General features: G+C 39.7%; 23 protein-coding genes and 1 pseudogene. 12 read left to right on the top strand and 12 right to left on the bottom strand.

From position 1 onward, the window contains the following. The first annotated feature begins 66 nt into the window (after positions 1-66). The 8 genes from OGI71_RS21145 (at position 67) to OGI71_RS21110 (ending at position 7596) form a co-directional block, all read left to right on the top strand. A complete protein-coding gene (locus OGI71_RS21145; protein WP_282251710.1) occupies positions 67-1458 on the top strand; it encodes a hypothetical protein in 1392 nt (463 codons plus the stop codon). A gap of 65 nt (positions 1459-1523) precedes the next feature. Continuing rightward, positions 1524-2267 (top strand): DeoR/GlpR family DNA-binding transcription regulator, encoded by a 744-nt coding sequence (locus OGI71_RS21140; RefSeq protein ID WP_104383594.1) that lies wholly within the window; start codon positions 1524-1526, stop codon positions 2265-2267. A 23-nt stretch (positions 2268-2290) separates the two neighbouring features. Further along, positions 2291-3751, top strand: coding sequence for a lipopolysaccharide biosynthesis protein (locus OGI71_RS21135; protein ID WP_282251708.1), 1461 nt, complete (start codon positions 2291-2293; stop codon positions 3749-3751). Continuing rightward, a complete protein-coding gene (locus OGI71_RS21130; protein WP_282251707.1) occupies positions 3752-4624 on the top strand; it encodes a glycosyltransferase family 2 protein in 873 nt (290 codons plus the stop codon). Between the two features lie 3 nt (positions 4625-4627). Then, entirely contained in the window at positions 4628-5542 is a 915-nt protein-coding gene (locus OGI71_RS21125; RefSeq protein ID WP_282251705.1) for a glycosyltransferase, read from the top strand. Between the two features lie 2 nt (positions 5543-5544). Next, a complete protein-coding gene (locus tag OGI71_RS21120; protein WP_282251704.1) occupies positions 5545-6300 on the top strand; it encodes a glycosyltransferase family 2 protein in 756 nt (251 codons plus the stop codon). Then, on the top strand, positions 6300-6515 hold the full coding sequence (locus OGI71_RS21115) for a DUF3820 family protein (RefSeq protein ID WP_046673143.1): 216 nt from the start codon (positions 6300-6302) through the stop codon (positions 6513-6515). Before OGI71_RS21120 ends, OGI71_RS21115 begins: the two co-directional genes overlap by 1 nt. Before the next feature lie 94 nt (positions 6516-6609). Then, positions 6610-7596, top strand: coding sequence for a rhodanese-related sulfurtransferase (locus OGI71_RS21110; RefSeq protein WP_282251691.1), 987 nt, complete (start codon positions 6610-6612; stop codon positions 7594-7596). A gap of 67 nt (positions 7597-7663) precedes the next feature. Here the strand turns inward: OGI71_RS21110 and OGI71_RS21105 are convergent, their stop codons facing one another. From OGI71_RS21105 to trmB, 5 genes are all read right to left on the bottom strand, one after another. Further along, positions 7664-8344 (bottom strand): DUF937 domain-containing protein, encoded by a 681-nt coding sequence (locus tag OGI71_RS21105; protein WP_282251690.1) that lies wholly within the window; start codon positions 8342-8344, stop codon positions 7664-7666. A gap of 126 nt (positions 8345-8470) precedes the next feature. Further along, positions 8471-9730, bottom strand: a complete 1260-nt coding sequence (locus tag OGI71_RS21100; protein WP_282251688.1) for a DUF5689 domain-containing protein — start codon at positions 9728-9730, stop codon at positions 8471-8473. A 3-nt stretch (positions 9731-9733) separates the two neighbouring features. After that, on the bottom strand, positions 9734-11203 hold the full coding sequence (locus OGI71_RS21095; RefSeq protein WP_282251687.1) for a SusD/RagB family nutrient-binding outer membrane lipoprotein: 1470 nt from the start codon (positions 11201-11203) through the stop codon (positions 9734-9736). Between the two features lie 11 nt (positions 11204-11214). Beyond that, the gene (locus tag OGI71_RS21090) at positions 11215-14466 is read right to left on the bottom strand and encodes a SusC/RagA family TonB-linked outer membrane protein (RefSeq protein ID WP_282251686.1); all 3252 of its coding nucleotides are present in this window, start codon (positions 14464-14466) and stop codon (positions 11215-11217) included. Positions 14467-15122: 656 nt separating this feature from the next. Next, on the bottom strand, positions 15123-15779 hold the full coding sequence (gene trmB / locus OGI71_RS21085) for a tRNA (guanosine(46)-N7)-methyltransferase TrmB (protein ID WP_282251684.1): 657 nt from the start codon (positions 15777-15779) through the stop codon (positions 15123-15125). 57 nt (positions 15780-15836) lie between these two features. On the opposite strand from trmB, the gene OGI71_RS21080 reads away from it, so the two are divergent. Further along, positions 15837-16775: a GDP-L-fucose synthase gene (locus OGI71_RS21080; protein WP_282251682.1), complete on the top strand. Its 939-nt coding sequence runs from the start codon at positions 15837-15839 to the stop codon at positions 16773-16775. Here the strand turns inward: OGI71_RS21080 and OGI71_RS21075 are convergent. From OGI71_RS21075 to OGI71_RS21065, 3 genes are all read right to left on the bottom strand, one after another. Then, positions 16772-17275, bottom strand: coding sequence for a hypothetical protein (locus OGI71_RS21075; protein ID WP_282251681.1), 504 nt, complete (start codon positions 17273-17275; stop codon positions 16772-16774). The genes OGI71_RS21080 and OGI71_RS21075 overlap by 4 nt on opposite strands. After that, a complete protein-coding gene (locus OGI71_RS21070) occupies positions 17268-17684 on the bottom strand; it encodes a hypothetical protein (RefSeq protein ID WP_282251680.1) in 417 nt (138 codons plus the stop codon). The genes OGI71_RS21075 and OGI71_RS21070 overlap by 8 nt, the downstream gene beginning before the upstream one ends. A 130-nt stretch (positions 17685-17814) precedes the next feature. Then, entirely contained in the window at positions 17815-18084 is a 270-nt protein-coding gene (locus OGI71_RS21065; protein ID WP_259179617.1) for a YtxH domain-containing protein, read from the bottom strand. A gap of 238 nt (positions 18085-18322) precedes the next feature. Here OGI71_RS21065 and OGI71_RS21060 point away from each other — a divergent pair. Further along, positions 18323-19457: pseudogene (locus OGI71_RS21060) on the top strand (magnesium chelatase domain-containing protein). Here OGI71_RS21060 and OGI71_RS21055 read toward each other — a convergent pair. The 4 genes from OGI71_RS21055 to rsfS are packed head-to-tail and all read right to left on the bottom strand — an operon-like array spanning position 19454 to position 23292. Continuing rightward, positions 19454-20077 (bottom strand): rhomboid family intramembrane serine protease, encoded by a 624-nt coding sequence (locus OGI71_RS21055; RefSeq protein ID WP_282251679.1) that lies wholly within the window; start codon positions 20075-20077, stop codon positions 19454-19456. The pseudogene OGI71_RS21060 and the gene OGI71_RS21055 sit on opposite strands and share 4 nt — an antisense overlap. Before the next feature lie 2 nt (positions 20078-20079). Continuing rightward, the gene (locus OGI71_RS21050) at positions 20080-20727 is read right to left on the bottom strand and encodes a lactate utilization protein (RefSeq protein ID WP_282251678.1); all 648 of its coding nucleotides are present in this window, start codon (positions 20725-20727) and stop codon (positions 20080-20082) included. Between the two features lie 57 nt (positions 20728-20784). Continuing rightward, positions 20785-22869 (bottom strand): ATP-dependent zinc metalloprotease FtsH, encoded by a 2085-nt coding sequence (ftsH, locus tag OGI71_RS21045; protein ID WP_282251677.1) that lies wholly within the window; start codon positions 22867-22869, stop codon positions 20785-20787. 48 nt (positions 22870-22917) lie between these two features. Further along, a complete protein-coding gene (gene rsfS, locus OGI71_RS21040) occupies positions 22918-23292 on the bottom strand; it encodes a ribosome silencing factor (RefSeq protein ID WP_104383576.1) in 375 nt (124 codons plus the stop codon). Positions 23293-23339: 47 nt separating this feature from the next. On the opposite strand from rsfS, the gene OGI71_RS21035 reads away from it, so the two are divergent. Together OGI71_RS21035 and OGI71_RS21030 are read left to right on the top strand one after the other, a co-directional pair. Then, positions 23340-24110, top strand: a complete 771-nt coding sequence (locus OGI71_RS21035) for a biotin--[acetyl-CoA-carboxylase] ligase (RefSeq protein WP_282251676.1) — start codon at positions 23340-23342, stop codon at positions 24108-24110. A 123-nt stretch (positions 24111-24233) separates the two neighbouring features. Further along, complete coding sequence (locus tag OGI71_RS21030) at positions 24234-24683, top strand: protein-disulfide reductase DsbD N-terminal domain-containing protein (protein WP_259179608.1); 450 nt, start codon at positions 24234-24236, stop codon at positions 24681-24683. The last annotated feature ends 44 nt before the right edge of the window (positions 24684-24727 follow it).

Here is a 24727-nt window from a genome sequence, read left to right as displayed (position 1 = left end):
AAGGCCTCTCAGCGCCGTCAGAAAAATTACTACATTTGTAATAGACTATATCAAACTCGTAACAGGATGACTTTTGAAGAATTTTTCACGAAAAAGAAAATTGATTTAAAAGCTTTAAAAGCTGCAGATGAACCTTTATTTGAAGAGTTCAGAGCACACTATTCTGCTATGGGCGAGAAAAGTTTTGATCATAGCAAGAAATTTTGGTTCAACAAGCTTCGTAAGAGTTACCATCTGGCGGAAGAAGAAACCGTGGTCATCAAAAAACCGATCCAAACAGATCCTGTTGAGACGGCACCGGCCGCAACGGATGCCACTGCCACAAAACCTGCAGGTTTCAAACCTAGGTTTAAGGCAGCAACTCCAACAACTGAGCCGACTGAGCAGAAAGAGGAACATACAACAGAATCTTCGACAGCAGCTGCAAATTCTACTGCAGGATTTAAGCCACGCTTTAAACCAGGGATCACTAAAAACACAGCGGCTACAGCCGAAACGTCCGCCCCTACAGATTTGTCGAACGATGCTGCGCCAGAAACGGCTAAACCGACAGGTTTTAAACCACGGTTCAAGCCGGGTGTAACGAAAGCAGCTGATAGTACTGTTAATGAGGATACATCCTCACCTACAGAGCCCTCGGACAGTTCAGCAACTGAAGCACCGAAGCCGACAGGCTTTAAGCCAAGATTCAAAGCAGGCCTGACGAAAGCAGCTGAGCCTGTGCAACCAGTATCTTCAACTTTTGATGAAGCTGGCCCCGCCAATCCATCCATTGAACCTCAACAGGAGAATATCGCTGAAACGGATGCAACCGCAGCAAACAAACCCGCAGGATTCAAGCCTAGGTTTAAGCCCGGCGTGACGAAAGCAGAAAATACGGATTCTTCACAAACAAAGGCCGCGCCAGTAGAGAACACTGTTGACAAGCAGCAAAAGGAACCCGGCGAGCAGGAAACAACAATAGCTAAACCAACGGGGTTCACTCCTCGCTTTAAAGCCGGAATAACGAAAGCGGCAAATACTGATGACAAACGGGCGGATGAACCTATTCAATCCGCAGACTCTTCGGTAGCGGATGCGACGGTACCTTCAGTAGCTGCGGATAGCACTGTTACAGCGAATACATCCTTACCTGCAGAGGCCTCGGGCAGTTCGGCAACAGAGACATCGAAGCCGACAGGCTTTAAGCCAAGATTCAAAGCTGGTGTAACGAAAACAGCAAGTACTGATTCTTCGTCGACAGTAGTTCCCTCAGCAGAGGATACAAGCGAAGAGCAGACAGCTGAACCGGCTTCAAAAGCAGCCCCAACATTAACGGAAAGCAGCACAACCAATCCAACTGCTGAACCACAGCAGAACGACGATACGACAAAGGAACAAACAGCAACCAACAAGCCAACAGGATTCAAACCTCGCTTTAAAGCGGGTTTAACAAAAATTGATAAAAAGGAAGAATAATTTTCATTACATTTAAACTGATTTTTTTCAATTAATTTTAAAATTCCGATTAAAACCAAAGACCAATGTTAAAGGAAGAAAGACAAGCATTTATTATACATCAGATCAATCTACATAACAAAGTTTTATCTTCAGATTTAAGTGTCCAACTTAATGTATCCGAAGATACGATCAGACGTGACTTGAACGAGCTTGCAGAAAATGGCAAAGTTTTAAAAGTCTACGGTGGAGCGCTATCCAAATCTTTTCAGTTTCCTTTTCAGGACGGAAATGTTTACGCTAAAGAGGCGAAGAAAGAAATTGCCAAGAAGGCAAGCTCATTGATCTCAAATGGTATGACTATATTGGTCGGCGGGGGAACGACCTTGATTGAACTGGCACGAACAATTCCAGACCACCTTCAATGTACATTCTTCACGATCAGCCCATTAGTTGCACTGGAACTGGCTGAAAAGCCAAATCTTGAAGTGATCTTGGTTGGTGGAAAGCTTTCACGGAATACAAATATTGTATCAGGCGCACAGGTGGCCAATGAATTGGCGGACCTAAAAGTAGATCTTTGCTTGCTGGGTACCAATTCACTCTCTGTAGAAGATGGGGTAACGGATTCAGACTGGGAAGTTGTGCAGATCAAACGTGCAATGATCAAATGCTCTAAAAAGGTTGCTATACTCAGTATTGCGGAAAAACTTAATTCCGTTCAAAAAATGAAAGTGGTACCCCTACGTGATATTTCTTATCTGATTACTGATATCAATCCGACTGATGTTTCCTTAAAAGAATTTGCGAATACAATTGCAATACTTTAATATTGCCGCTCATTTAATTTAGCATGTCATCGCAAACGGAAAATGACTCTTTAAAATCAAAAACAACAAAAGGACTGCTGTGGGGTGGCATGGCCAGCATTATTCAGCAGTTTTTGGGCTTCGGCTTCGGTATTCTACTAAATCGTAAACTAACAGCAGAAGATTACGGTTTAGTAGCCATGATTACCATATTCTCTGTTCTTGCCTCAGCATTTCAAGAGAGCGGATTTGTGTATGGGATTGTCAATAAAAAAGAAGTTCAGCATAAAGACTACAATGCTGTATTCTGGACAAGCGTCGGAATAGGTACATTTATTTATATTGTATTATTCTTTTCAGCTCCGCTGATTGCCCTTTACTACAATCAACCTGTACTTGTTGAACTCAGTCGATTTACCTTTCTGTCCTTCTGGTTAGGAAGTTTCGGGATTGCACATAACGCCTACCTTTTCCGTAATTTAAAGATCAAGGAAAGAGTGATCACCGGGACTTTGGCTCTTATCTTATCAAATACAATTGGTATATATTTAGCCTATAAAGGTTATGCCTATTGGGCATTTGCCGTTCAAATCGTTTCTTATAGCGGTTTTAATATGCTTGGCTTTTGGTATTTCTCCAAATTCAAACCCTCATTTACCTTTGATTTCAGTCCTATCCGCGATATTCTAGGGTTTAGCAGTAAAATACTGGTTACCAATATTTTTATCAATATCAATAAAAACATATATGCTGCAATTTTGGGAAAACATTATACAACCGAAGAACTAGGATATACTGTTCAACCAAATAAATGGAGCCAAATGGCTCAGTCTATTTTAACCAATATGGTTAATAACGTCACACAACCTATCCTACGTGAGATAGAAGACGATAAGGACAGGCAGGTTCGTGTATTCCGCAAGCTCATCTCCTTTACGGCTTTTTTGGCTTTTCCAATGTTATTTGGTTTAACCACAGTGGCACAAGACTTCATTACGATTACGATAACCGAAAAATGGCAACAAAGTGCTATCTTTCTTCAAATTTTCTGTATTGGCGCGGCTTTCGATTCTGTAAGCAATGTCTTCTCCAGCTTGATTATCAGCAAGGGCAAATCTCAGATCTATATGCGAAATATCGTCGTTTTTGGTTTACTTCAAATAGCTATTTTAGTCTTTGGCAAATCGCTTGGCATTGAAATGCTCATCGCTTTAACCTCCGGATTAAATGCCCTATGGATATTTGTCTGGTACGCTTCGGCCAAACCCTATATGACCTATTCATTCAGCTATCTGATTCAGGATGTTTTTTCGTATGCTGTATTAGCAGGTATCAGCTGTTTAGCAGCACACTACGCCACTGCATCTATTGCCAACCTCTACCTTCGGTTTGCTAGTACTGTTGCTGTCGCTGTATGTGCATATATTATCGTCAATAGAATTTTTAAGCCAAGCATTCTGCTTGAGTTATTCAGCTATTTCATCACAGTTATCCGAAAAAAATAGATGGCCAAGATTCTCACCATAATCGTTTCTTATAATTTTGAACCTTGGATTCACAAATGTTTGCCCAGTTTATTGGCATCAAGCCATCAAACGGATATCCTTGTTATAGATAATAACTCAAGGGATCATACTACCCGTATCATCAAAGAAACTTATCCTGCTGTCAGACTGATAGAAAGCTCCGAAAACCTCGGTTTTGGAAAGGCTAACAACATGGGGTTGGCCATCGCCCTAGAAGAAGATTATGACTACACCTTTTTGGTCAATCAAGACGCTTGGATAGATCAGAACTGCATCGCCAACCTGATCAAGGTAAATACCATAAACATTGGAATTGTTTCCCCTATCCACTACGATGGCACGGAGGAAAAACTCGACCATGGGTTCTCAGTTTATACGAAGCATACGCAGCTCGAAAATTCGTATCGAACCTGCTCATTCGTCAATGCTGCTTTTTGGTTGATACCAAAAGCGGTCATCAAAAAAGTCGGCGGTTTTTCTCCAATTTTCTTCCATTATGGAGAAGATAAAGATTATGCCAACCGCATCCATTATTACGGATTGAACTTTGTATTGGCCGAAGATGCCAAGGCTTATCACGACAGACAGCAGCGCCAAGTAGATCGCAAAGCTTTTCTAAAGAGTGAATTTGTCTATCATCTGACCGAATATTGCAATATCAATTATACGTTTACAAAGGCTTTCTCAATGGCTATACTAGCGAGCGTAAAGAAAATGCTATCTTCTTTAGGTAAAGGTCGTATTTTTGAAACAAGAAGTTACTTCAATATTGCTTTTAGACTATTGGGTAAGACCATAGAAGTCCGTGATACCCGCCAGGCTAATAAAAAAGCTTTTAACAAAATTTTTTGATAGATGAACAGTCTTGCTCCAGTTCTACTCTTTGTGTATAATCGTCCAGCGCATACGCTAAAGACACTTGCATCACTTGAGAAAAACAAGTATGCCGACCAGACCATTCTCTATATTTATTCGGATGCGGCAAAAGATGAGCGCGCGATTGAGGCTGTAGAAGAGGTACGTAGGATTATAAAAAAGCCATGGTATTTTAAACAGATCAAAATTGTCGAACGGAACAAAAATTGGGGCCTAGCGGCAAATGTCATCGACGGTGTTACCAAAGTCGTGCATGAACATGGGCAGATTATAGTCTTAGAAGATGATCTTGAAACATCGGAATTTGCCCTCGATTACTTTAATAAAGCACTAGAACGCTATAAAGAGGACGAACAGGTGATGCAGATCAGTGGCTACGGATACCCGGTAAAAAACCTGAATGAGCTTCCTGAAACGTTTTTCTTTCGGGTCGCCAATAGCTGGGGTTGGGCAACATGGGATCGTGCATGGCAACATTTCAACCCAAACATCGATGAGCTTGTTTCCGATTTTTCGGAGGAACAGATTCATCAGTTCAGTATTGAAGGAAAAGAGAACTTTTGGAAGCAGGTACAGGAGCTCCGCACTGGAAAGATCAACTCCTGGGCAATACGTTGGTACGCTTCGGTATTCAAAAAAAATGGACTAGTTTTGTATCCGAGGAATTCGATGACACAGAATATCGGTAACGATGGTTCGGGCACTCATACAGCTGCGGAATCAACCTATCAGGTCACTTTAGCAGATCATCCTGTACATTCTTTCCCTACCGAAATAGCGGAGAATGTACAAGGGTATGAAGCTATCAAATATTTCTACGCACATCGGAAAGGTTCTTTATTCAATCGGGGCATCCGATTCCTCAAGAAAAAAATTAACAAATTCAATAAATAGACATGTCTGCTCATCCAAAATTTTCAATCATCACTGTCGTTTACAATAATGTGCGGGATATTGAGCATACCATCACATCTGTTGTTAACCAGACTTATGACAATATTGAATATATCGTCATTGACGGGGAATCATCCGATGGCACTTTAGCCATTATTCAAAAATATCAGGATAAAATTGCGGCCTTATTATCTGAAAAAGACAAAGGAATTTACGATGCGATGAACAAAGGCCTTGCTTTGGCTACAGGTGACTATGTTCTCTTTTTGAATTCCGGTGATGAAATATACGATCTCAATAGCATCGAAAACCTAGCGAAGCTCAGTGATGGAGCCGATATCCTCTATGGTGAAACGATACTGATAGATGACAATAGGGCTTTTATTGGTGAACGAAGACATAAGGTACCTGCAAGTTTTGACTGGAAGAGTTTTCGTTATGGCATGAATATCTGTCACCAGGCCATCTACATCAAACGGAGTATTGCAGAACCGTATGATCTCAATTACAAACTATGCGCTGATATAGATTGGGTCATTCGCTGTGCTAAAAAGGCAAATAAATCTGTTAATGCGCATCAATATGTAGCTCGCTATCTCGTGGGCGGGATGTCAAAACAGAAACATAAGGAGTCGCTAAAAGAACGCTTCGCTATCTTCAAACACTATTACGGCACCATTCCCAATTTATTCAATCATGGGATTATCACTTTAAAAGCGATCTGGTACCGCATCAATTACGGAAAACCCAAAGACTAATGCTAAATCCTGAAATCCTCACTGAACTTGTAACAGTTAAAATGCCTTTCGGCAAATATCAAGGCTACACGTTATGCAATCTTCCGGAGCCTTATTTGGTCTGGTACAATCAAAAAGGGTTCCCTAAAGGCAAATTAGGTCAGCAACTGGCCACACTTTATGAGATCAAACTAAACGGCTTGGAGTATCTTCTGGAACCTTTGAAGAAAAGGTGACGAAGGTCATTTCCTTCCATTTATTATTTTTCGTAGCTTTGCAGTGAATTTATTTTTGCATTAAACGCCGTTTGCAGCGGTATCAATGAATATCATGACACAATATCAAACATTGCTGTACTATTGTTACAGCCCTATCGAAAACGCAGAACAGTTTGCTACTGATCACCTTGAATTTTGTAAATCACTTGACTTAGTAGGGCGTATTATCGTCGCTGATGAAGGCTTGAATGGCACCGTTTCGGGTACTACTGAGGCTTGTCAGCAATATATGGATGCAATTTATGCGGATGGTCGTTTTAACAAAACAGAATTTAAAATCGATAACGTTGAAGAACCTTCTTTCATCAAAATGCACTGTCGCTATAAAGCTGAAATCGTACACTCTGGTCTGAGAGACCCTAAAGAAATCGATCCAAACCGCCAAACAGGTGTGCATTTGGAGCCAAAAGATTTCTTGGCGATGAAAGACCAGGAAGATGTGGTTGTATTGGATGTACGTTCAAACTACGAACATAATGTAGGTCACTTTAAAAATGCGGTGACTTTGGACATTGACAACTTCCGCGAGTTTCCAGAAAAAATCAAAGAGCTTGAACAATATAGAGGAAAAAAAATATTAACCTACTGTACAGGCGGGATCAAATGTGAAAAAGCTTCTGCCCTATTGTTAAAAGAGGGGTTTGAGGACGTCTACCAATTGCATGGTGGAATCATTAAATATGGCAAAGAAGCAGGTGGTGAAGATTTCGAAGGACAATGTTATGTCTTTGACAATCGTGTCACAGTAGACGTTAACTCGGTCAATCCATCTGTCGTATCAACCTGTTTCAATTGTGGCAAACAGACAACCAAGATGATCAATTGCGCTAATCCTGTGTGTAATGAACATTTCACACAATGCGATGAGTGTGGTCAGGAAATGGATGGTTGTTGTTCGGCAGCATGTAAGGAAAGTCCGAATAAACGGGAGTATGATGGCACAGGATATTATGTGAAGGTACCTCAACCAGTCAACGTAGACAAAATCAGCAAGAGAAAACATAAGAACTTTCCACCGAAAGTAACGGTAGAAGATTAATTCAATACAACATAAAAAAAGTCGGTAACTGATCAGTTACCGACTTTTTTTATGTTGTTAGATTGCTTTATTTCGCAAACATTCCTGCGATTGAGTCAAGGATGTTTCCTTTGGATTGACCATCGTTGCTTTTATCAAAGAAGCTACCGGCCAAACCGCCCAACATATCAGTCATACTACCGCCTGTGGAAGCCTGTTGTGTTTCTTGTTCAGGCTCTTCCTGTCCACCACCTAGAAATGAACCGAGGATCCCTCCTAGCATACCACCACCGGCACCCTGCTGTCCGCCACCACCTAAAACAGATCCAATTAAATCACCAATACCACCGCCACTGGATGCCTGTTTTTGTTGCCCTAAATAACTCATGACAATAGGCGCTAAAGTTGCTAAAACACCTGTTACCTGCGCTGAACTGATACCAGCTTTATCGGCAATATTCTGTGTCACCACCTCTGTATTTTGCCCAAACATATGGTTGACAATCTTGTTTCCGTCGTCCGATCCGCCCTGACCAAGTAAATCACCTATCTTATCGAAGATACCTCCACCACTATGTTGATCGATCGCTTTGTCGATGTTTTCCGATTGACCTTTGTTTTTGGCATTGTAGTTCAATGCTGCAATCATTAAAGGAACAGCCGCTGCCACAATCCATTTTGCTTTGGATTCACTGACGCCTGTCATTTTAGAAATGGCTTCTATTGCTTTCGAGCCAACTCCTCCTGTAACTAAGTCTGTTAAGTTCATAAGTCTTCGTTTATAGTTATGATGAAGATAACGATTTTTTCTGAGGAGTTTAGAAAATATATGCCAACAACAGAAAGCCTTGTGGAGTCTTAACTACACAGGGCTTTACATCATCAATCGTTCAATCTAATAACTCTTATAGATCGCAATATCATCCAGACCTAGTCTTCCATTGTTAATGACATTGTTGCTTGTACCCAAGCCAAGCTTGGTAACCCTGAAACGAACAGCACCCTGAATATTCATTAAAAATACAGCCTGCTTTGAATTCAGACTCTGCGAAGTTGGGTGGGCGTCTGCAATGGATTCACCTGTTTGCTTCCAAGTCGCGCCCTCATCGGTAGAATATTCCAGCTTAAACGTGCATGACCGATCCGTATAATATGAGCCATACCAAAGTGTCACTTTTGAAGCACCATTTTGCACATCAAAATTCATTTGTACATAGCCATCTACACTTAAGTTTTGTTGCATACGTATCGCATTTTTACCCGAAACAATCCGATCACGACCAGCCGTGGTTCCTAGAATAGCCTGATATAGTTTCCATTGCCCAGTTGAAAAAGGTACATCGTTCTTTTCTCCCATATCGTAGCTCCCTTTCACGCTTGCATCTAATGCCTCAAAGGTCTCCGGCCATCCGGCATATAATTTACCACTCGCATAAGCCATATCGGAATAGTCTTGCATTCGGATCTGCAGCTTATCCCCCTCTCTGAATGCAACTCCTCTGAAAGAGGCACTTGGAGCAATAGACTGCGCCGCAAATGTTGCTTCATCCTCTGTATGCAAGGTAATCTCATTTTTATCCCCATCCATCAAGATCTTATCGCCTTTTAAGGCTGTTCCAGTTGCAGGCTCCGGCTCAACATCAGCCGTAACATCGATGTAAGTTGATTCAAACTCATCGAATTTCGCTTTAAGGTTAGCGACCGATATGGCTAGCGGGGCAACATTCCTATTCGAGGCAAAGACATTGACCTGTTGGTTATTAACGGATGATAAAACCATTAGACCAGATTTTTTGACCAATTTTGCACCATCAATATTAATCTGAACAGAATCACCAAATTTAAAGCTTGAGGCATCAGTGACTTCAACCAATATTCCCCTACGTTGATTTCGCCAGATATTCTGAACAGCAATGGTATTTTCGGGCAGATTCTTATTCTCCGCACGTGAGACCACGAGCGCTTTAACATACTTGGCGCCTAGTGCATTGGATTCGTTAAGCTGCAAATCCGTATTCTTGTGAAGACTACGTAATGTATATAATGATATTTCAGGATTTAATTCTCCGATAGCCTCATTGATATCCTCTTTACAGCCTGTTAGGAGCGTTGACATTGCCAACGCAGCCCACATTACTATCTTTAACTTTTTCATAAACTAGTTGATTGTAGGTTGCCACCACATTTTTTCATTTATTCCATCCCCTCCCATACGGTTGACCGCATCTTGGTAATTCTCTCTATTAAGAGACTGAACAATAATTGGGTAATTTAATCTCACTGGCATTTTCCCATTATTTAATAAACCAGGTCCCTTATACAGATCCAACAACTGTGTTCTACGATACTCATACCATTGTTGAAAATCTGTAAACATCATGGCATAGTATTTTTGCAGATGCACTTTTTTCAGTTTTTCAGTTTCGGGGTCAGTGTTAGAAAAAGCTACTTTTGGATTTGTTAGATAAGTTGCTGGCGCTGTTGTTCCCCAAAATTCCATAGCTGCGTTTACTCCTTTCAAATTTGCGGCTGAAGCATCGACATTCGCATAGCCTCGGATACCACATTCGGCGATAATAAACTGCAATTCAGCATAATTCATAATATTACCCATGTGCGCATCGGACTTTAGTGCTGCAAGGAGCGTAGATTGACGTTCAGGAACATTTCCCCGAGCATAACCGGACTGCATACCGCCATAGACACCAAGGGTAGCTTCAGTAGCCCAGATCTTTAATCGAGGATCGCCAAGGTCCATCAAATTGTTAATAAAAAATTCAGAATATCCCCTCGTGCCATTAAAATCAATATCGCGCACATTATAATTGGGATTCATATATGGCTGTACATTGGTGTAATACAAAGCTGCTGTCTCGGCATTACTTTGCATAATCGGATATTCCGCTACATTAGTCTCTAATATTTCTTTGATCTTGGCGACAGCATTACTTTCAGTTTTACTCGAAACCCGCAATAACAGCCTTAAATACAGAGAGTTACCAAATTTTCGCCATTTTGTAGCATCTGAATTATAAATTGGATCCATGGCGGTATTGGCCGACTCTACCAAAACATTTTCTTTCAATAAGGCATTGGCTTCCTCTAGTTTTCGGAAAATATCCTTGTAGATATCCTCCTGTTTATCAAATTTAGGCGTAAGATTACCTTCGGAAAAACCTTTATTACTATCGAAATACGGCACATCACCATACATGTCGGTGATCAGGGAACTTACCCATGCATCCATGACCAAGGAAATGCCCATATAAGTCTGATAACCGACCTGCTTTGCGTCGTTAGCTCTCTGATATATATCTCTAATATTCGTCAGTTGCACATACCAGCCAGACCAACTTGATTCCGATTCCGATGGTCGGATCTCATAGCGCTGGATTTCCAAATTATCATTTATTGTGACTGTAACCTGCATCAATTCGTTATTGATCCTTAAATTACGAGATAGATTAGTACTCAACACATTTACCAAAGCTGGTGCAATCAAGCTTTGCGGTGCTACCGCAGAAACTTTATTGGGATCGGTATTCTTTTCTACAAAATCTTTAGTACAACTCTGGAATACTATACTCCCGAGAATGAGTAAAAATGTTATACGGATATATTTTTTCATAGTGTCAATAATTAAAATGAAAATGATAGATTCACACCCATTGTCCGCGTCGAAGGAAATTGAGCAATTTCAGCTCCTTTTTCAATTCCACTACCGGTCAAAGAAGCAAATTCTGGATCAAAAGCTGGCCATTTAGTAAATACAAAAAGATCCCGACCATATAAACCGATAGATGCTTTTTCAATTTTGTAACGGCTTAAAAAAGATTTCGGCAATGAATAATCCAGTCTAACTTCCCGCAGTTTGATAAAATCAGTAGAAAACGTATTTGATTCCAGATTGTCCCGATTAAAATGTCTTGCATAATAATCTCCAGCCGTTGCAACGACCGTATTTTTGCTATAACTTCCATCTGGATTCACCACAACTCCGTCGCCAATAATTCCTGTATAACGTCCCGGAAGAGTCTTCTTTAATTTCCCCTCTTCCATCAGAACAGCATGCGTTAATGAATAACCCACCCCGCCAAACTGTCCATCAAATAGGAAATTAAAGCGGAAACCTTTGTACTTGAATTCATTGCCCCAACCAAATTTCGTGGTCGGATTAGGATTACCAATATAACGGCTTTCCTGTGCCAATACAGGGACACCGTCAGCATAGATGATCTTTCCCTCGGGATTTCTTTCATAACCTAAGCCCCAGATATCACCAAATCTACGCCCTGGTATGGCCTCTATAGTACCGCGACTACCAAACAATGTAGAAAGAATAAGTCTCCCTTCAAGGGAAGCCGGTATAGAAACGACTTCCGAATCATAATGGGTAAAATTCCCAAACATATTCCAGTTTAACTTATCTTGGCTTTTCAAAATATCTCCCGATAAAGCAATCTCAATTCCTTGAGTTTTAACTTCCCCACCATTGGTAAACTTTCGTCTATAACCACTGGAAGGATCTACAGGCGTTTCGATTAACTGCTTGTCCATCAATGTACGGTACACCGTCAAATCCAGTTTTATTCGGTCTTTAAACATCCGAAAGTCAGTTCCTAATTCATAAGACAAGGTGTTTTCGGCTTGCAAATTTTCGTCAGGAACTGTCGAAGGATTAGATAATCCACCGTTAAATCCGATCACACTACCATAACCGTAAAAATTATTATAAGGTTTGGTTCCTCCTCCTCCAACTCCAGCAATAGAGGCCCGTAATTTCCAATAGTTGATTGATCTTGGCAATTCAAAGATTTGACTTAGGATAAAGCTTGTATTAACCGATGGGTAAAAGAAAGGCTTAACTTCATTTCTTTTAGGTGAAGCTAATGTACTTGCCCAGTCTACGCGTCCTGTAAAGTCAATAAAATATTTTTCTTTATAACTATAATTGGCCATACCATAAACACTATGAATAGCAAATTCTGCTCTATACGGATCATAAAGCACCCTTTCTCTGGCATTTGCAAACTTATACTGATTCGGATAAATCAGACTATTTGCTGATGCATCATCTTTAATGTATTTGTTGTTTAATAAGGCTCCCCCAGCTGAAACACCAAAACGATGGTTTTCAGAACGTTGGTTATTGTATTGTAATAAAAAATCTGAATTTCGTTCCTCAGTATAAATAGATTGTTCACGATAGTAACCAAATGCGTATTTATAAGTATCAAAAGGTCTTGACTGCTTACGTTTGTCATAGCCCATATCAATCCCTGTCCGGAGCATCAAACTTAGTTCATTGGTAAACTTATAATCTAACTGCACATTTCCAATCAGGTTATTTTTATTCTGTGCATTAACCATATCATAAGAAATCGTTCTCGGATTATCCAGCAAATTGGAAAATGGTGTCATTTGTTCAATACCTTCCTTACCTGGAAGCCAATTCTGATCCAACCAGGCCGCATCTATATTCGGAACAATCCCTCGAACAAAATACATATAGCTTTGATTATTGTAACCGCTATTGGGTAGGTTATCTGATCCTCTATTATTAAAATTAATTTTTGTTGATAAGTTTAATTTATCAGTGATCTTACTACTAAATTGCGTTGCAATTGTATGCCTATTATAGCCCATATTGGGAATAATCCACTTATTGGTTACATTAGTATATGAAAATCGAGCTGTTGTTTTCTCCGTTGATCCTGAAACACTAATGGAATTTGTCGAAGTCAACTCCGTTTGAAACAGGTCCTTGCGATTGTTTTCATAAGGTCGCCAAAGTGTACGTTCGGCAGGCGTTTGCCTATAATTAGCGGGATCATATTGGTAATAGTATTGACCATCAAATTTAGGTCCCCAAGCAGATGAAGTGCTCAACGTACTTGCACCATCTTCCGATTGACCATAGGAGTAATACAGGTCCTGCCCTATAGCGCCTTGCCCATATTCATACTGATAATCAGGCCACCTGTTAATTGTTCCGATTGCCGTATTTGAATTGACAGTTACTCCTATTCTATTTTGTATACTCTTTCCTTTTTTTGTAGTAATAATAACTGCACCACGAGACCCTCTATACCCATATAATGCAGCAGCCCCAGGCCCTTTCAGAACTGAAACTGATTCAATATCTTCAGGATTAATATCAGCCAAAGAAGATCCAAAATCTACGGGTGAATCACCATCCAAATAGGCCGAATTTCCGTTCCCTGTCATTCTGGTTCCACCTCCCATGATAATTCCATCCACAATAATAAGCGCATCATTTTCACCCGTCATTGAGGTTTCCCCACGTAAAATAACTTTATTTGATCCCAATGGCCCAGCACCCGATTTCACCAAATTTAAACCAGCAACTTTTCCCGTTAACGCATCTGTCCAGTTGTTTGAAATTGCATTGGTCAATTCCTCCCCCTTTACCGTACTAATGGAATACCCAAGGGATTTCTCCTCGCGTTGAATACCCAGCGCCGTTACAACAACTTCATTCAGTGCCTCGGAAGTAACATCTAAAGCTATTTTCACATCTGACTGTCCTGTCGCAAAGCTCCTCGTTTGCGCCTCATAGCCAATTAATTGAAAACGAATCGAAGCACCTGCTTCAATCTCTATTTCAAAATTTCCCATTCGATCTGTCGTCCCCTTGGCTACCCCGCCAGCAAGGATAGATACCGATGCCAGGGGCTCCTGTGTCTTGCTATCTAAAACTTTTCCTTTTACCTTAATCTTGGCTTGATTAAACGAATGTACAACTTTACCATGCTCCACTGGAGCCGCTGTCGCCGTAAGATCCATATTGCCTGCGATCGCCAATGCAATGAAGAGCAATTTTGAGGAGGAGTGCCTCAGGTTAATTTGGATAGGATTAATACTAAACATAGATATGAATGTAAATTGTAATTTTTCAATTTGGTACAAAAATATATTCTTAACAAAAAGTTAGTTTTAATTTAATGTTTTCTTTGTGTTAAGAATTGTTTCGAATTAGATTTCCTTTCGCAAATACAGCAATCTATTGTAATACCGATTGATGTATCTAAAATGATCTAACTGGCTCTAAATTGCAATTATCAGGTTCAAATAAAATTGTTAGTTCTGGTTATTGTTTATTAAACAATCGAAAATAATTAATATTCTCTAAAAAACGAAATAAATCGAAATTATTTAAAAGAAAACACTCCAATAAAAAACTAACATCGAGCGTATTGCATAGTAAAAAACAAAAGAAAAAACATGGTATTGGCACCCAAAGCAAGCTCCTAACCACATATTTTCAACCTACAAAGACTGGCTAAAGTACATGCTTGCAATACTATATTGATACTACATCAATACTGTCACAATACTATAACTATACTTCAATGTAGTAGCAAGGGTGAGATAACAGTGTTTTATACGAACAGATGTGCAAATATCCATATGCATCAATTAGGCTTAAATTCCAGGAGCTAAATTACTGATACATTTACTACGCTTAAAAAACAAGAAAGCCCAAACTTTCGTTTGAGCTTTCCTTTATTATAAAAACTTTGATGTTAGCGTTTCTCAAAGCTCCATTTCACATAGTTTATATTCTTATCGTCAGCAAGATACTTTTTCTCATAGTATGTCTTGATTGATAAAACATTATCCACCAAGTCTGAGTGATATAGATCTGTTGTCTCTTTATATTTCTTAAGATTGTGTAGCTCTATTTGCTCAAGGGTATAGGCATAGAAGCCATCATTATCTGTCTTTAGATTCATCATTCCTTCTGGCTTCATGACAATCCTGTAACGGTCCAAAAATTTAGGCCCTGTCAAGCGTTTCTTTTCGCGACTGTCCTGTGGCTGTGGATCTGGAAAGGTAATCCAAATTTCATCAATTTCATTTTCAGCAAAGTGTTCAAGAAGCGTTTCAATCTGTATTCGTAAAAATGCGACATTTTTGATACCATCTTCCAACGCAGTTTTTGCGCCGCGCCAAATACGGTTGCCTTTAAAATCAATCCCGATAAAGTTTTTCTCTGGAAACAAGCGTGCCAAATTAACTGTATATTCTCCTTTACCGCAGGCAAGTTCCAAAACAACCGGGTTTGTATTTCCAAATTGCTTCTCAGCCCATTTTCCTTTATATTCTTTGCCGGCATCGAGCTGGATGACATTCTCAAAAGTCGCTACTTCGGCAAATTTACGTAGTTTATCCTTTCCCATTTTTTAATTAATATCCCGCAAAAATAACCTTATATTTGCAGGAATCAATAACTTATCGTGGAAAAAGACGCTAAAATTTACGTAGCAGGCCATCGAGGAATGGTCGGATCGGCAATATATCGCAAATTAACAGAACTGGGATACAACAACATCGTGACTCGTACCTCTCAAGAATTAGATCTGCGTAATCAACAAGCAGTTGCTGACTTTTTCAACGAAGAGAAACCAGATTATGTTTTCCTTGCAGCCGCTAAGGTTGGTGGGATTATGGCGAACAACACCTATCGCGCAGATTTCATCTACGAAAATATGGCGATACAGAATAATGTGATTAAATCCTCTTACGACAATGAGGTTACAAAGTTGATGTTTTTAGGTTCAAGCTGCATTTATCCTAAAATGGCGCCACAACCTTTAAACGAAGACCTATTGTTGACAGGTACCTTGGAGCCTACCAATGAGCCTTATGCTATCGCCAAAATAGCTGGTATAAAAATGGCAGAAGCTTTTCGTGATCAATATGGCTGTAACTATATATCAGTGATGCCAACCAATCTGTATGGTATCAATGATAATTATCATCCGCAAAACTCGCATGTCCTACCGGCCCTGATCCGTAGATTTCACGAGGCAAAGGTAAATAACCTGGATGAAGTGGTTATTTGGGGTACGGGCACACCATTAAGGGAGTTTCTTTTCTCGGATGACCTAGCAGATGCCTGTGTGTTTTTGATGAATACCTATAATGAGAAACAGTTTGTCAATATCGGCATCGGTGAAGATTTAAGCATAAAGAATCTTGCGGCACTTATTAAAGAAGTGGTCGGATATAACGGCAGAATCTCATTTGATACGAGTAAACCCGATGGTACACCTCGGAAATTAATGGATGTTTCTAAATTACATGCATTAGGCTGGAAACATAAAATCAATCTTCGTGAGGGAATTAAATTAGCTTACGAAGATTTTTTGAAAAAAGAGGAAGCAGCCTCCTAGTAGGTTTCACTATAGGAAGGAATACCATATTCGTTAACTTCATCTTTTAGCGGAACCTCTCCTTCAATTTGTGAGCCTTTCTTTTTCTTCTTTTTGGGTCGGATAAAATTGGTGAGTTTACCGATCAATCCACTGATTTTATCCTGATTGATCTGGCCGACAGCACGCTCTGATAAAAGCAACATTAACGCTTTCTTCAGCATTCCTGAGTTTTTCAGAAACAGTCTATTCATCACAAAAGGAACACCTATGCGCAAGGTTTTTGTCAACCAATCCGAATCCGGATTACTACTTTTCGCAAATAATTGCTGAATGATATTGACTCCGGGAATATTATTTTTTAATGAATTGAAAAAGCGAATCGGAGCTTCGATCTTGTTATTAAATAAAGTAAACTGTGTTTTCAGGTAAGCCTCTTGTTCATTTTTGAGTTCCTTTAAACGAGCGATTTCAGTTTTAAGCTCCTGTAAATTACGTATTTTCGTTTGCTTATTATTCATTTGTAGTCCCTTCTCTATCAAATTTTTCTTCTTTTTTCAGATCTTCTTCTTCTTCAATCTCGTCATTCCATTTGGCTAAAAAGCGACGGATAGAAAGATCCATAAACTTAGATTCCAATGCAGGTTCGAAAACTCGTATAATCACAATAATAACTATAAAAATACCTGCTGTTGCCAAAAAACCCAATGAATAGCTTCCCAGCAATTCACCAAGCCAAAAACCCAAAGCTAGACATAAGAAAAAGACAACGAACAAAGTGAATATCAATTTGGTCGCATCCACCACCAAACTGGCAATCAGGCGCGATGAACGCTCAATTGTCTTCAACTTAACTAGCTTAAACTGGGAATCTATGTACTCCTTTGTTTTCTGAAAAGTACCACTAAGTGAAAATTTTTCCTCTTCCATGCATCTTAAATTTATTTAGGCTATCTCAAAAGTCTTATACGAATTTCTATAGATTATTTATATTCAGCCTTTTGAAATAGCCCATAATTCTATGTATCTCCCCAAATTGCCCTTAAGGACAATTTGTCTTTTATGCATGCTCGATGATATCATCGTCTACAATTTCCTCGGCTTGGTTTATTTTACCTTTCAAGGTGGAGACAATTTTCTCTTTAAAATCATTCAATTGATCGAATTGTTCTTCAGCTCTCTCACGAATAGCATCACTCAAATCGCTTAATGAATCATTGATCTTATCTCTCGTATCTGATCCTTTGTCCGGAGCAAATAAAACTCCCAAAGCTGCACCTGCAGCAAGACCTGCCAATAACGCCAAAGCTACTTTACTTGTGTCATTCATTTCTTTTTCGTTTTAAAGTTCTAATTCTATTATACGATGAATCTAGTCTTCGATAATAATACAATTTATAAAGCAAATCGTTTGCCAAATACCGCAATTATCCATTATTTACTAGAATCTATATAATTACAATATAGTCATTTTTCAACAATTCGCTATCGATTTACAATAATTCACTAAAGCATTATTATTTATGATTTAATATTTAGTATCTTTAAATCAACCGATTATAAAATTTATGTTAAACAAGACCTATTGTAGCGCCGTCTATGGTATTGAAGCATGTACCATAACAGTTGAGGTAGTTGTTTCTACTGGGCTGCATTATTATATAGTCGGGCTTCCTGACAATGCTGTCAAAGAAAGCCTCAGACGTATTGAAAGCGCCATTACTTCCTGTCAACTTCACATGCCACGACAGAAAATTGTGGTCAACTTGGCACCAGCTGACATCAGAAAAGAAGGTTCTAGTTATGATTTATCGATCGCCATTGGCATACTTGCTTCCTCAGGACAGCTTATAAATGAGTTATTAGAGCAGTATCTGATCTTGGGCGAACTATCCCTGGATGGCAGCATAAAACCTATCAGAGGTGTATTACCAATTGCCCTACAGGCATTAAATGACGGGTTTAAGGGAATTATACTTCCGCTACAAAATGCACAGGAAGCCGCCATTGTTGCTGGTATCGATGTAATTGCCGTCGAAAACCTGACAGAGGTAGTACAGTTTCTTAATAACTCAAAAAATATCATTCCGACCAAAGTCGATATCCAATCTTTCTTTCACACTGAAACAAATAAGTATGATGTTGATTTTGCGGATGTTCGGGGACAGGAAAATATCAAAAGAGCATTAGAAATAGCCGCAGCTGGAGGGCATAATGTTATTCTAATAGGCCCCCCAGGCGCGGGGAAGACCATGTTAGCGAAAAGATTACCAACGGTATTTAAGTAAAATATCGGGACCTTTATTAGATCGGATTGACCTTCATGTAGAAGTCACTCCCGTACTCTTCGACGAGCTGAGCGCCTCTGGTCCTTCTGAAAATAGCCTGACGGTCCGCAATCGTGTCATCCAAACGAGGCTGATTCAAAAACAACGATTCGAATCCTATCCAGATGTTCATTGTAATGCACACATGAGCACCAAGTTAACCAGAGATATCTGTCAGATCGGTGAACCGCAAAAGAAATTACTAAAGACAGCTATTGATCGTCTAAATCTTTCCGCTAGGGCTTACGATCGAATATTAAAAGTCGCCCGCACCATCGCAGACATGGAAAATAGTCCTACGATCGAAAACCACCATCTCGCTGAAGCGATCCAGTACAGAAATTTGGATAGGGAAACTTGGGGTGGAAAATTTTAGAACTGTGCAAGACAATGCTTTATGACCCAAGGGAAACAGATAATAGTCAAGATCAATCCGGATAATGCACCAAAGAAATGTGCATCATGGTTAACTCCGTCCTGCGCTTTTTTAGAAGCCCAGATACAATAACCCAAAAACAGAAAGGCGAATAAATAAGCCGGCATTGGGATAATCATCATGACTCCAATAGTCATCTTCGGGTTAAAAAGGATATAACTAAATAAAACGGCACAGATAGCGCCCGAAGCACCCAGACTGTAATAGCCGTAATTATTTTTCTGTTGGATAATCGTCGGAATATCACTCAGCACCAGACTACCTAAGTAAATGACAGCAAAGAGAAGATGTCCATAGGGGCTTGCCTGCGCCAGCATCTGTTCCAAACCAAATGCGAAATAATAAAAAGTGATCATATTGAACAGCAGGTGCCCCCAGTCTTTATGGATAAAACCACTGGTTAATATTGTATACAAGCGCTGCTTGCGGGCGATACTGTATGGATGAAGCATTAACTTACCATAAAGCTGCTCGTGAGAAAAGGTATAGATACTCGTTACAAGCGTAAAAAAGAAAATAACACTTGCTACGGGAGTTTGTTGTAAGTAAAAAGTAAGCATTGCTAGAAACGGTCTTCTAAAAGTAAAACATATAACTCTTTGGGGCCATGAGCTCCCAAAACCAGCCTTTTCTCAATATCTGCAGTACGTGAAGGGCCTGTAATGGTTGATATCATCGTCGGAATTTCCTGGCCATAACGTTTCTGCATATAAGCTAAGGCATCTTTCACGTCCCACACCAATTGAGAAGCTTTGGCAACAACGATGTGAATTGGAGGGTAGATACTCAGGCGACGCCCGGAAGCATTTGCATTACTCACCATAATACTTCCATTACGCGCAATCAACGCTTCACAGGAGGTAATACTCGCATTAGCAGACTCGAAGTCTTTCTCTGTTTTGAAAAAAGGGAAACCATAGGGAGTCAGCAGATTTTGGATTCCCTGCTCCCAAGCATAGATATTTTTTATATTGTTTACCTCTGTTAATGTAATCAAATTTTCGATGAGGCCAATCTCACCGTCGCAATAAAGAAACTTGCCACCAGCGGCTGTCAGTTCACGAACAAAAACAAGATCAACCAATTCATCCTCTTCTTTATAAAGGGGTGTTTCTTTGAAATTAGGATGTGGATTATCGTTTTTTTGAAGTAATGCCTGACGTATACGTTTTAACATTACCTCCTTCGCTGTCGCGTTCTTCACGTTCATGGCTCAATAGCAATATAAATACAGCGCTAGAGTTTTTCTAGCGCTGTAAAATCTAAATTAGTTTAAACTATTTGATGATGGATTATCCAATCGCTGTTCATCTTTTGAAGTTGCCTCCTCGGGGTGAACATCCAATGGTAAATCGGTCTGAGGCACACCGCCACCGTCAGCACCGTTGACAAACTCATCATAAGTTGTCTTGGTATCGAAAGGACGCTTACCTAATATCTCTTCAAGATCAGATTGGAAAAGGATCTCTTTTTCCAGTAGCTTTTCTGCAATCTTAATCAGCCCCTCACGTTTGTCCAACAAAAGTTGTTTTGTACGTGCATAGACATCTGTAATCAGATTACGAACTTCGGCATCAATCAGCTCTGCCGTTTTGTCAGAGTATGGTTTTTGAAAAGAAGCCTCTGAGCTATCACGGAAAGACACATTTCCTACCTTATCATTCATACCATAAATGGCAATCATTGCATAAGAAAGTTGCGTGATACGTTCCAGGTCATTCTGAGCTCCTGTGGAAATTCTCCCGAAAGTAATATCTTCTGCCACACGTCCACCCATAGTCATACATAAACTGTCTACCAGTTGTTCTGTTGTATATAAGAATTGTTCACGAGGAAGATATTGTGCATATCCCAAAGCCGCTACTCCACGCGGAACGATAGAAACTTTTACCAAAGGATCTGCATGCTCCAAATACCAGCCAGCAATAGCGTGTCCCGCCTCGTGATAAGCAACGATTCGTTTCTCTTCAGGAGAAATGATTTTATTCTTTTTCTCAAGACCACCGATCACACGATCCACGGCATCCTGAAAATCTTGCATATCTATCTCAGATTTGTTTTTACGTGCAGCGATCAGCGCCGCTTCATTACAAACATTGGCGATCTCTGCGCCAGCAAAACCTGGGGTCTGTGCCGATAATTTTTTGGCATCCACCTCCGCTGACAACTTCAATGGTTTTAAATGCACTTTAAAAATATGCTCACGACCTATCAAATCTGGCTTATCAATAGAAATCTGACGGTCGAAACGTCCTGGACGCAATAATGCTGTGTCCAATACATCAATACGGTTTGTCGCTGCTAAAATAATAACACCTGAATCCGTACCGAAACCATCCATTTCCACCAATAACTGGTTCAATGTATTTTCACGTTCGTCATTGCCACCCATCATCGAATTTTTACCACGGGCACGACCGATCGCATCGATCTCGTCAATAAAAATAATACATGGAGCTTTTTCTTTGGCTTGTTTGAACAAATCACGGACACGTGAAGCGCCCACACCGACAAACATCTCTACGAAGTCTGAACCAGATAGTGAGAAAAAAGGCACCTGTGCTTCACCTGCAACAGCTTTTGCCAATAAGGTCTTACCTGTTCCCGGAGGGCCTACCAGTAATGCTCCTTTTGGGATTTTACCCCCTAAATTCGTGTACTTACGCGGATTTTTCAAGAAATCCACAATTTCCATTACCTCTTGTTTTGCTTCTTCTAAACCTGCGACATCATTAAAGGTGATATTGATTTGTGATTCTTTATCGAATAACTGTGCTTTGGATTTGCCGATATTAAATATCGCACCACCGCCACCACCAGCACCACCGCCCATACGGCGCATCAAGAAGATCCAGATTGCTGCCAATACTAACAACGGCAACATAAATGTCACAAACCAGCTCGCCCAAGGATTAGAACGATCGGCATATTTTAATTGCACTTTAGGTGTTCCTGGCGCCAGTTCAGCCTGGGATGCAGCTAATTTCTTTTCTAGAACCTCTGCTGAGGCATCCTTGAAGATATACTGCGGACCTGTTTCCTCTTGACCAGCAAGACTTGGAATTGGATCATTACTCTTGGTTACGTCTTTAAAATTGGGATTATCTTTCCAGCCCTTCTTTAGATAGACTTCTACCTCGACAAGATCATTTTTCTTATATGCTTCCAGACGCTCAACAGCGCCGGTTTTTAACATGCGTGTTTCAAAATCACTATAGCTAATTTCCTTAGCCGGGTTTTCTCCAAAAACATATTGCAAGGCAAAAAAACCTAAAAACATGGCAATCATAAGCCACACAAAATTGAATTTTGGCGGCTTCGGGCTTACCTTACTACTTGGGATTTTTTTCATTATATCGTAATTATATTTTCTGTATAAATTATTGAATTGAGGCTGTTATTAAGCACTTTGGAAATGCTGAACTTGTGCATCTCCCCACAAATCCTCGATTGCATAATGCGCTCTTTTTTCGGTCTTAAAGATATGTACAACCACATCCACAAAATCCAAAATCAACCACTCTCCATTTGATTGTCCTTCTTTATATTGGGGTTCCTGACCAAAAGCCTTATAGACTTCCTCCTCTACACTCTTGGCAATAGCGTTAACCTGAATGTTGGAGTCGGCATGGCAAATCACAAAATAATCAGAAACAGAACTGTGAAGATCTCTTAAATCCAAACGAACAATCTCGTTTGCTTTCTTTTCCTGCATACCATGAACGATAATTTCTGATAGACGTTGCGACAATTCTGAACTTTTATTTTTACTCATTAAAAAATATGATAGTTTTGACTTAATATTTATTTAATACTTTCAGTTTGCAAAATAACAATATTTCGGGACTTATCATCGGTCAAAATACAATATATCTTGACAAAGTTGCCTCTACAAACGATTATTTAAGAGAATTATTGTCAAATTTCAAGCCACTCGCAGAGGGCACTGCCATTTTAGCAGGAGAACAGTTTCAGGGAAAAGGGCAACGAGGGAGCACCTGGGTCAGCGAACCAGGGAAAAACCTGACCACATCAATTCTTTTAAAACCGCATTTCTTATCAATAGTACAACAATTTGCGCTCTCAGCGACAGTTGCAATCGCTGTAGTCAACTGGCTTAAACGCAAGACTGAGCAGGATGTGACCGTAAAATGGCCAAATGACATTTATGTCGGCAACAAAAAAATAGTAGGCATCCTTATAGAAAATAAATTAAAGGGAAATAAAATTGAAGCGTCTATTGTCGGAATCGGCATTAATATTAATCAAGTCAATTTTGACACAGCGACAACAATTACTTCGTTAGCTGTTCTTACAAACAAAGCCGATTATGTCATAAAGGACCTGGCCGTCGAGCTTTTTGAATGTATCCAAAAGGAATACAACAACCTCTTCACCCAATCCTGGCAGCCTATATTAGACCGTTACAATGAGTCACTATTTTGGAGAGACCTGGAGCGCCCATTTTTAATCGCAGGCGAGAAAAAGACTGGGATCATCAAGGCTGTGGGAATTGATGGTCAATTACGAGTGCTTATTGACAACAAATTGCAGAAGTTTAACGTCAAAGAGATACGCCATCTTATATCCTAATCTTTACACTAAATACAGATAAACCATTTTAGAATATGCTAAATTTGTAAAGTGGATAAATTAAACCTTTATCAACTTTAGTGATCAAAGGTGTATAACGAACTGCAATAATTATTTAGGAAAATGAAAAAATTAGTATTGTTAATAACTGCAGTAATTTTCGCAGTTACTGGAGCCTTCGCTCAAATTCACAAACCTGTAAAATGGACTGTAGCCAGTAAGAAACTGAACAACAATGAAGCTGTTGTCTATGTCAAAGGAACAATCCAAAACGGTTGGCACATTTATTCTCAAAATGTAAAAGATGGTGGACCTATTCCAACTTCTTTCAATTTCACAAAAGCTGCTGAATACGCATTAGTTGGTAAAACTGCTGAGCCAAAACCAAAAGTAAAGCACGAGGAAGTGTTTAAAATGGATGTTGGTTACTTTACAAATGAAGTGATCTTTCAACAAAAAGTAAAGTTGAATAAAGGTACTGCAACAGTGAAAGGTACTGTCGAATGGCAAGCTTGTGATGCATCACAATGTCTTCCTCCTGACGAATATGCTTTTGCTGTGACAATCAAATAGTAAAAATGATCATACACGGATAAAATAATAAGGCGATTCTCATC

Origin of the sequence: Sphingobacterium sp. ML3W, assembly GCF_029542085.1 — a bacterium.
Taxonomy (GTDB): domain Bacteria; phylum Bacteroidota; class Bacteroidia; order Sphingobacteriales; family Sphingobacteriaceae; genus Sphingobacterium.
Note: the sequence above shows the minus strand (reverse complement) of the source record. Positions and strands in the feature narration are given on the sequence as shown.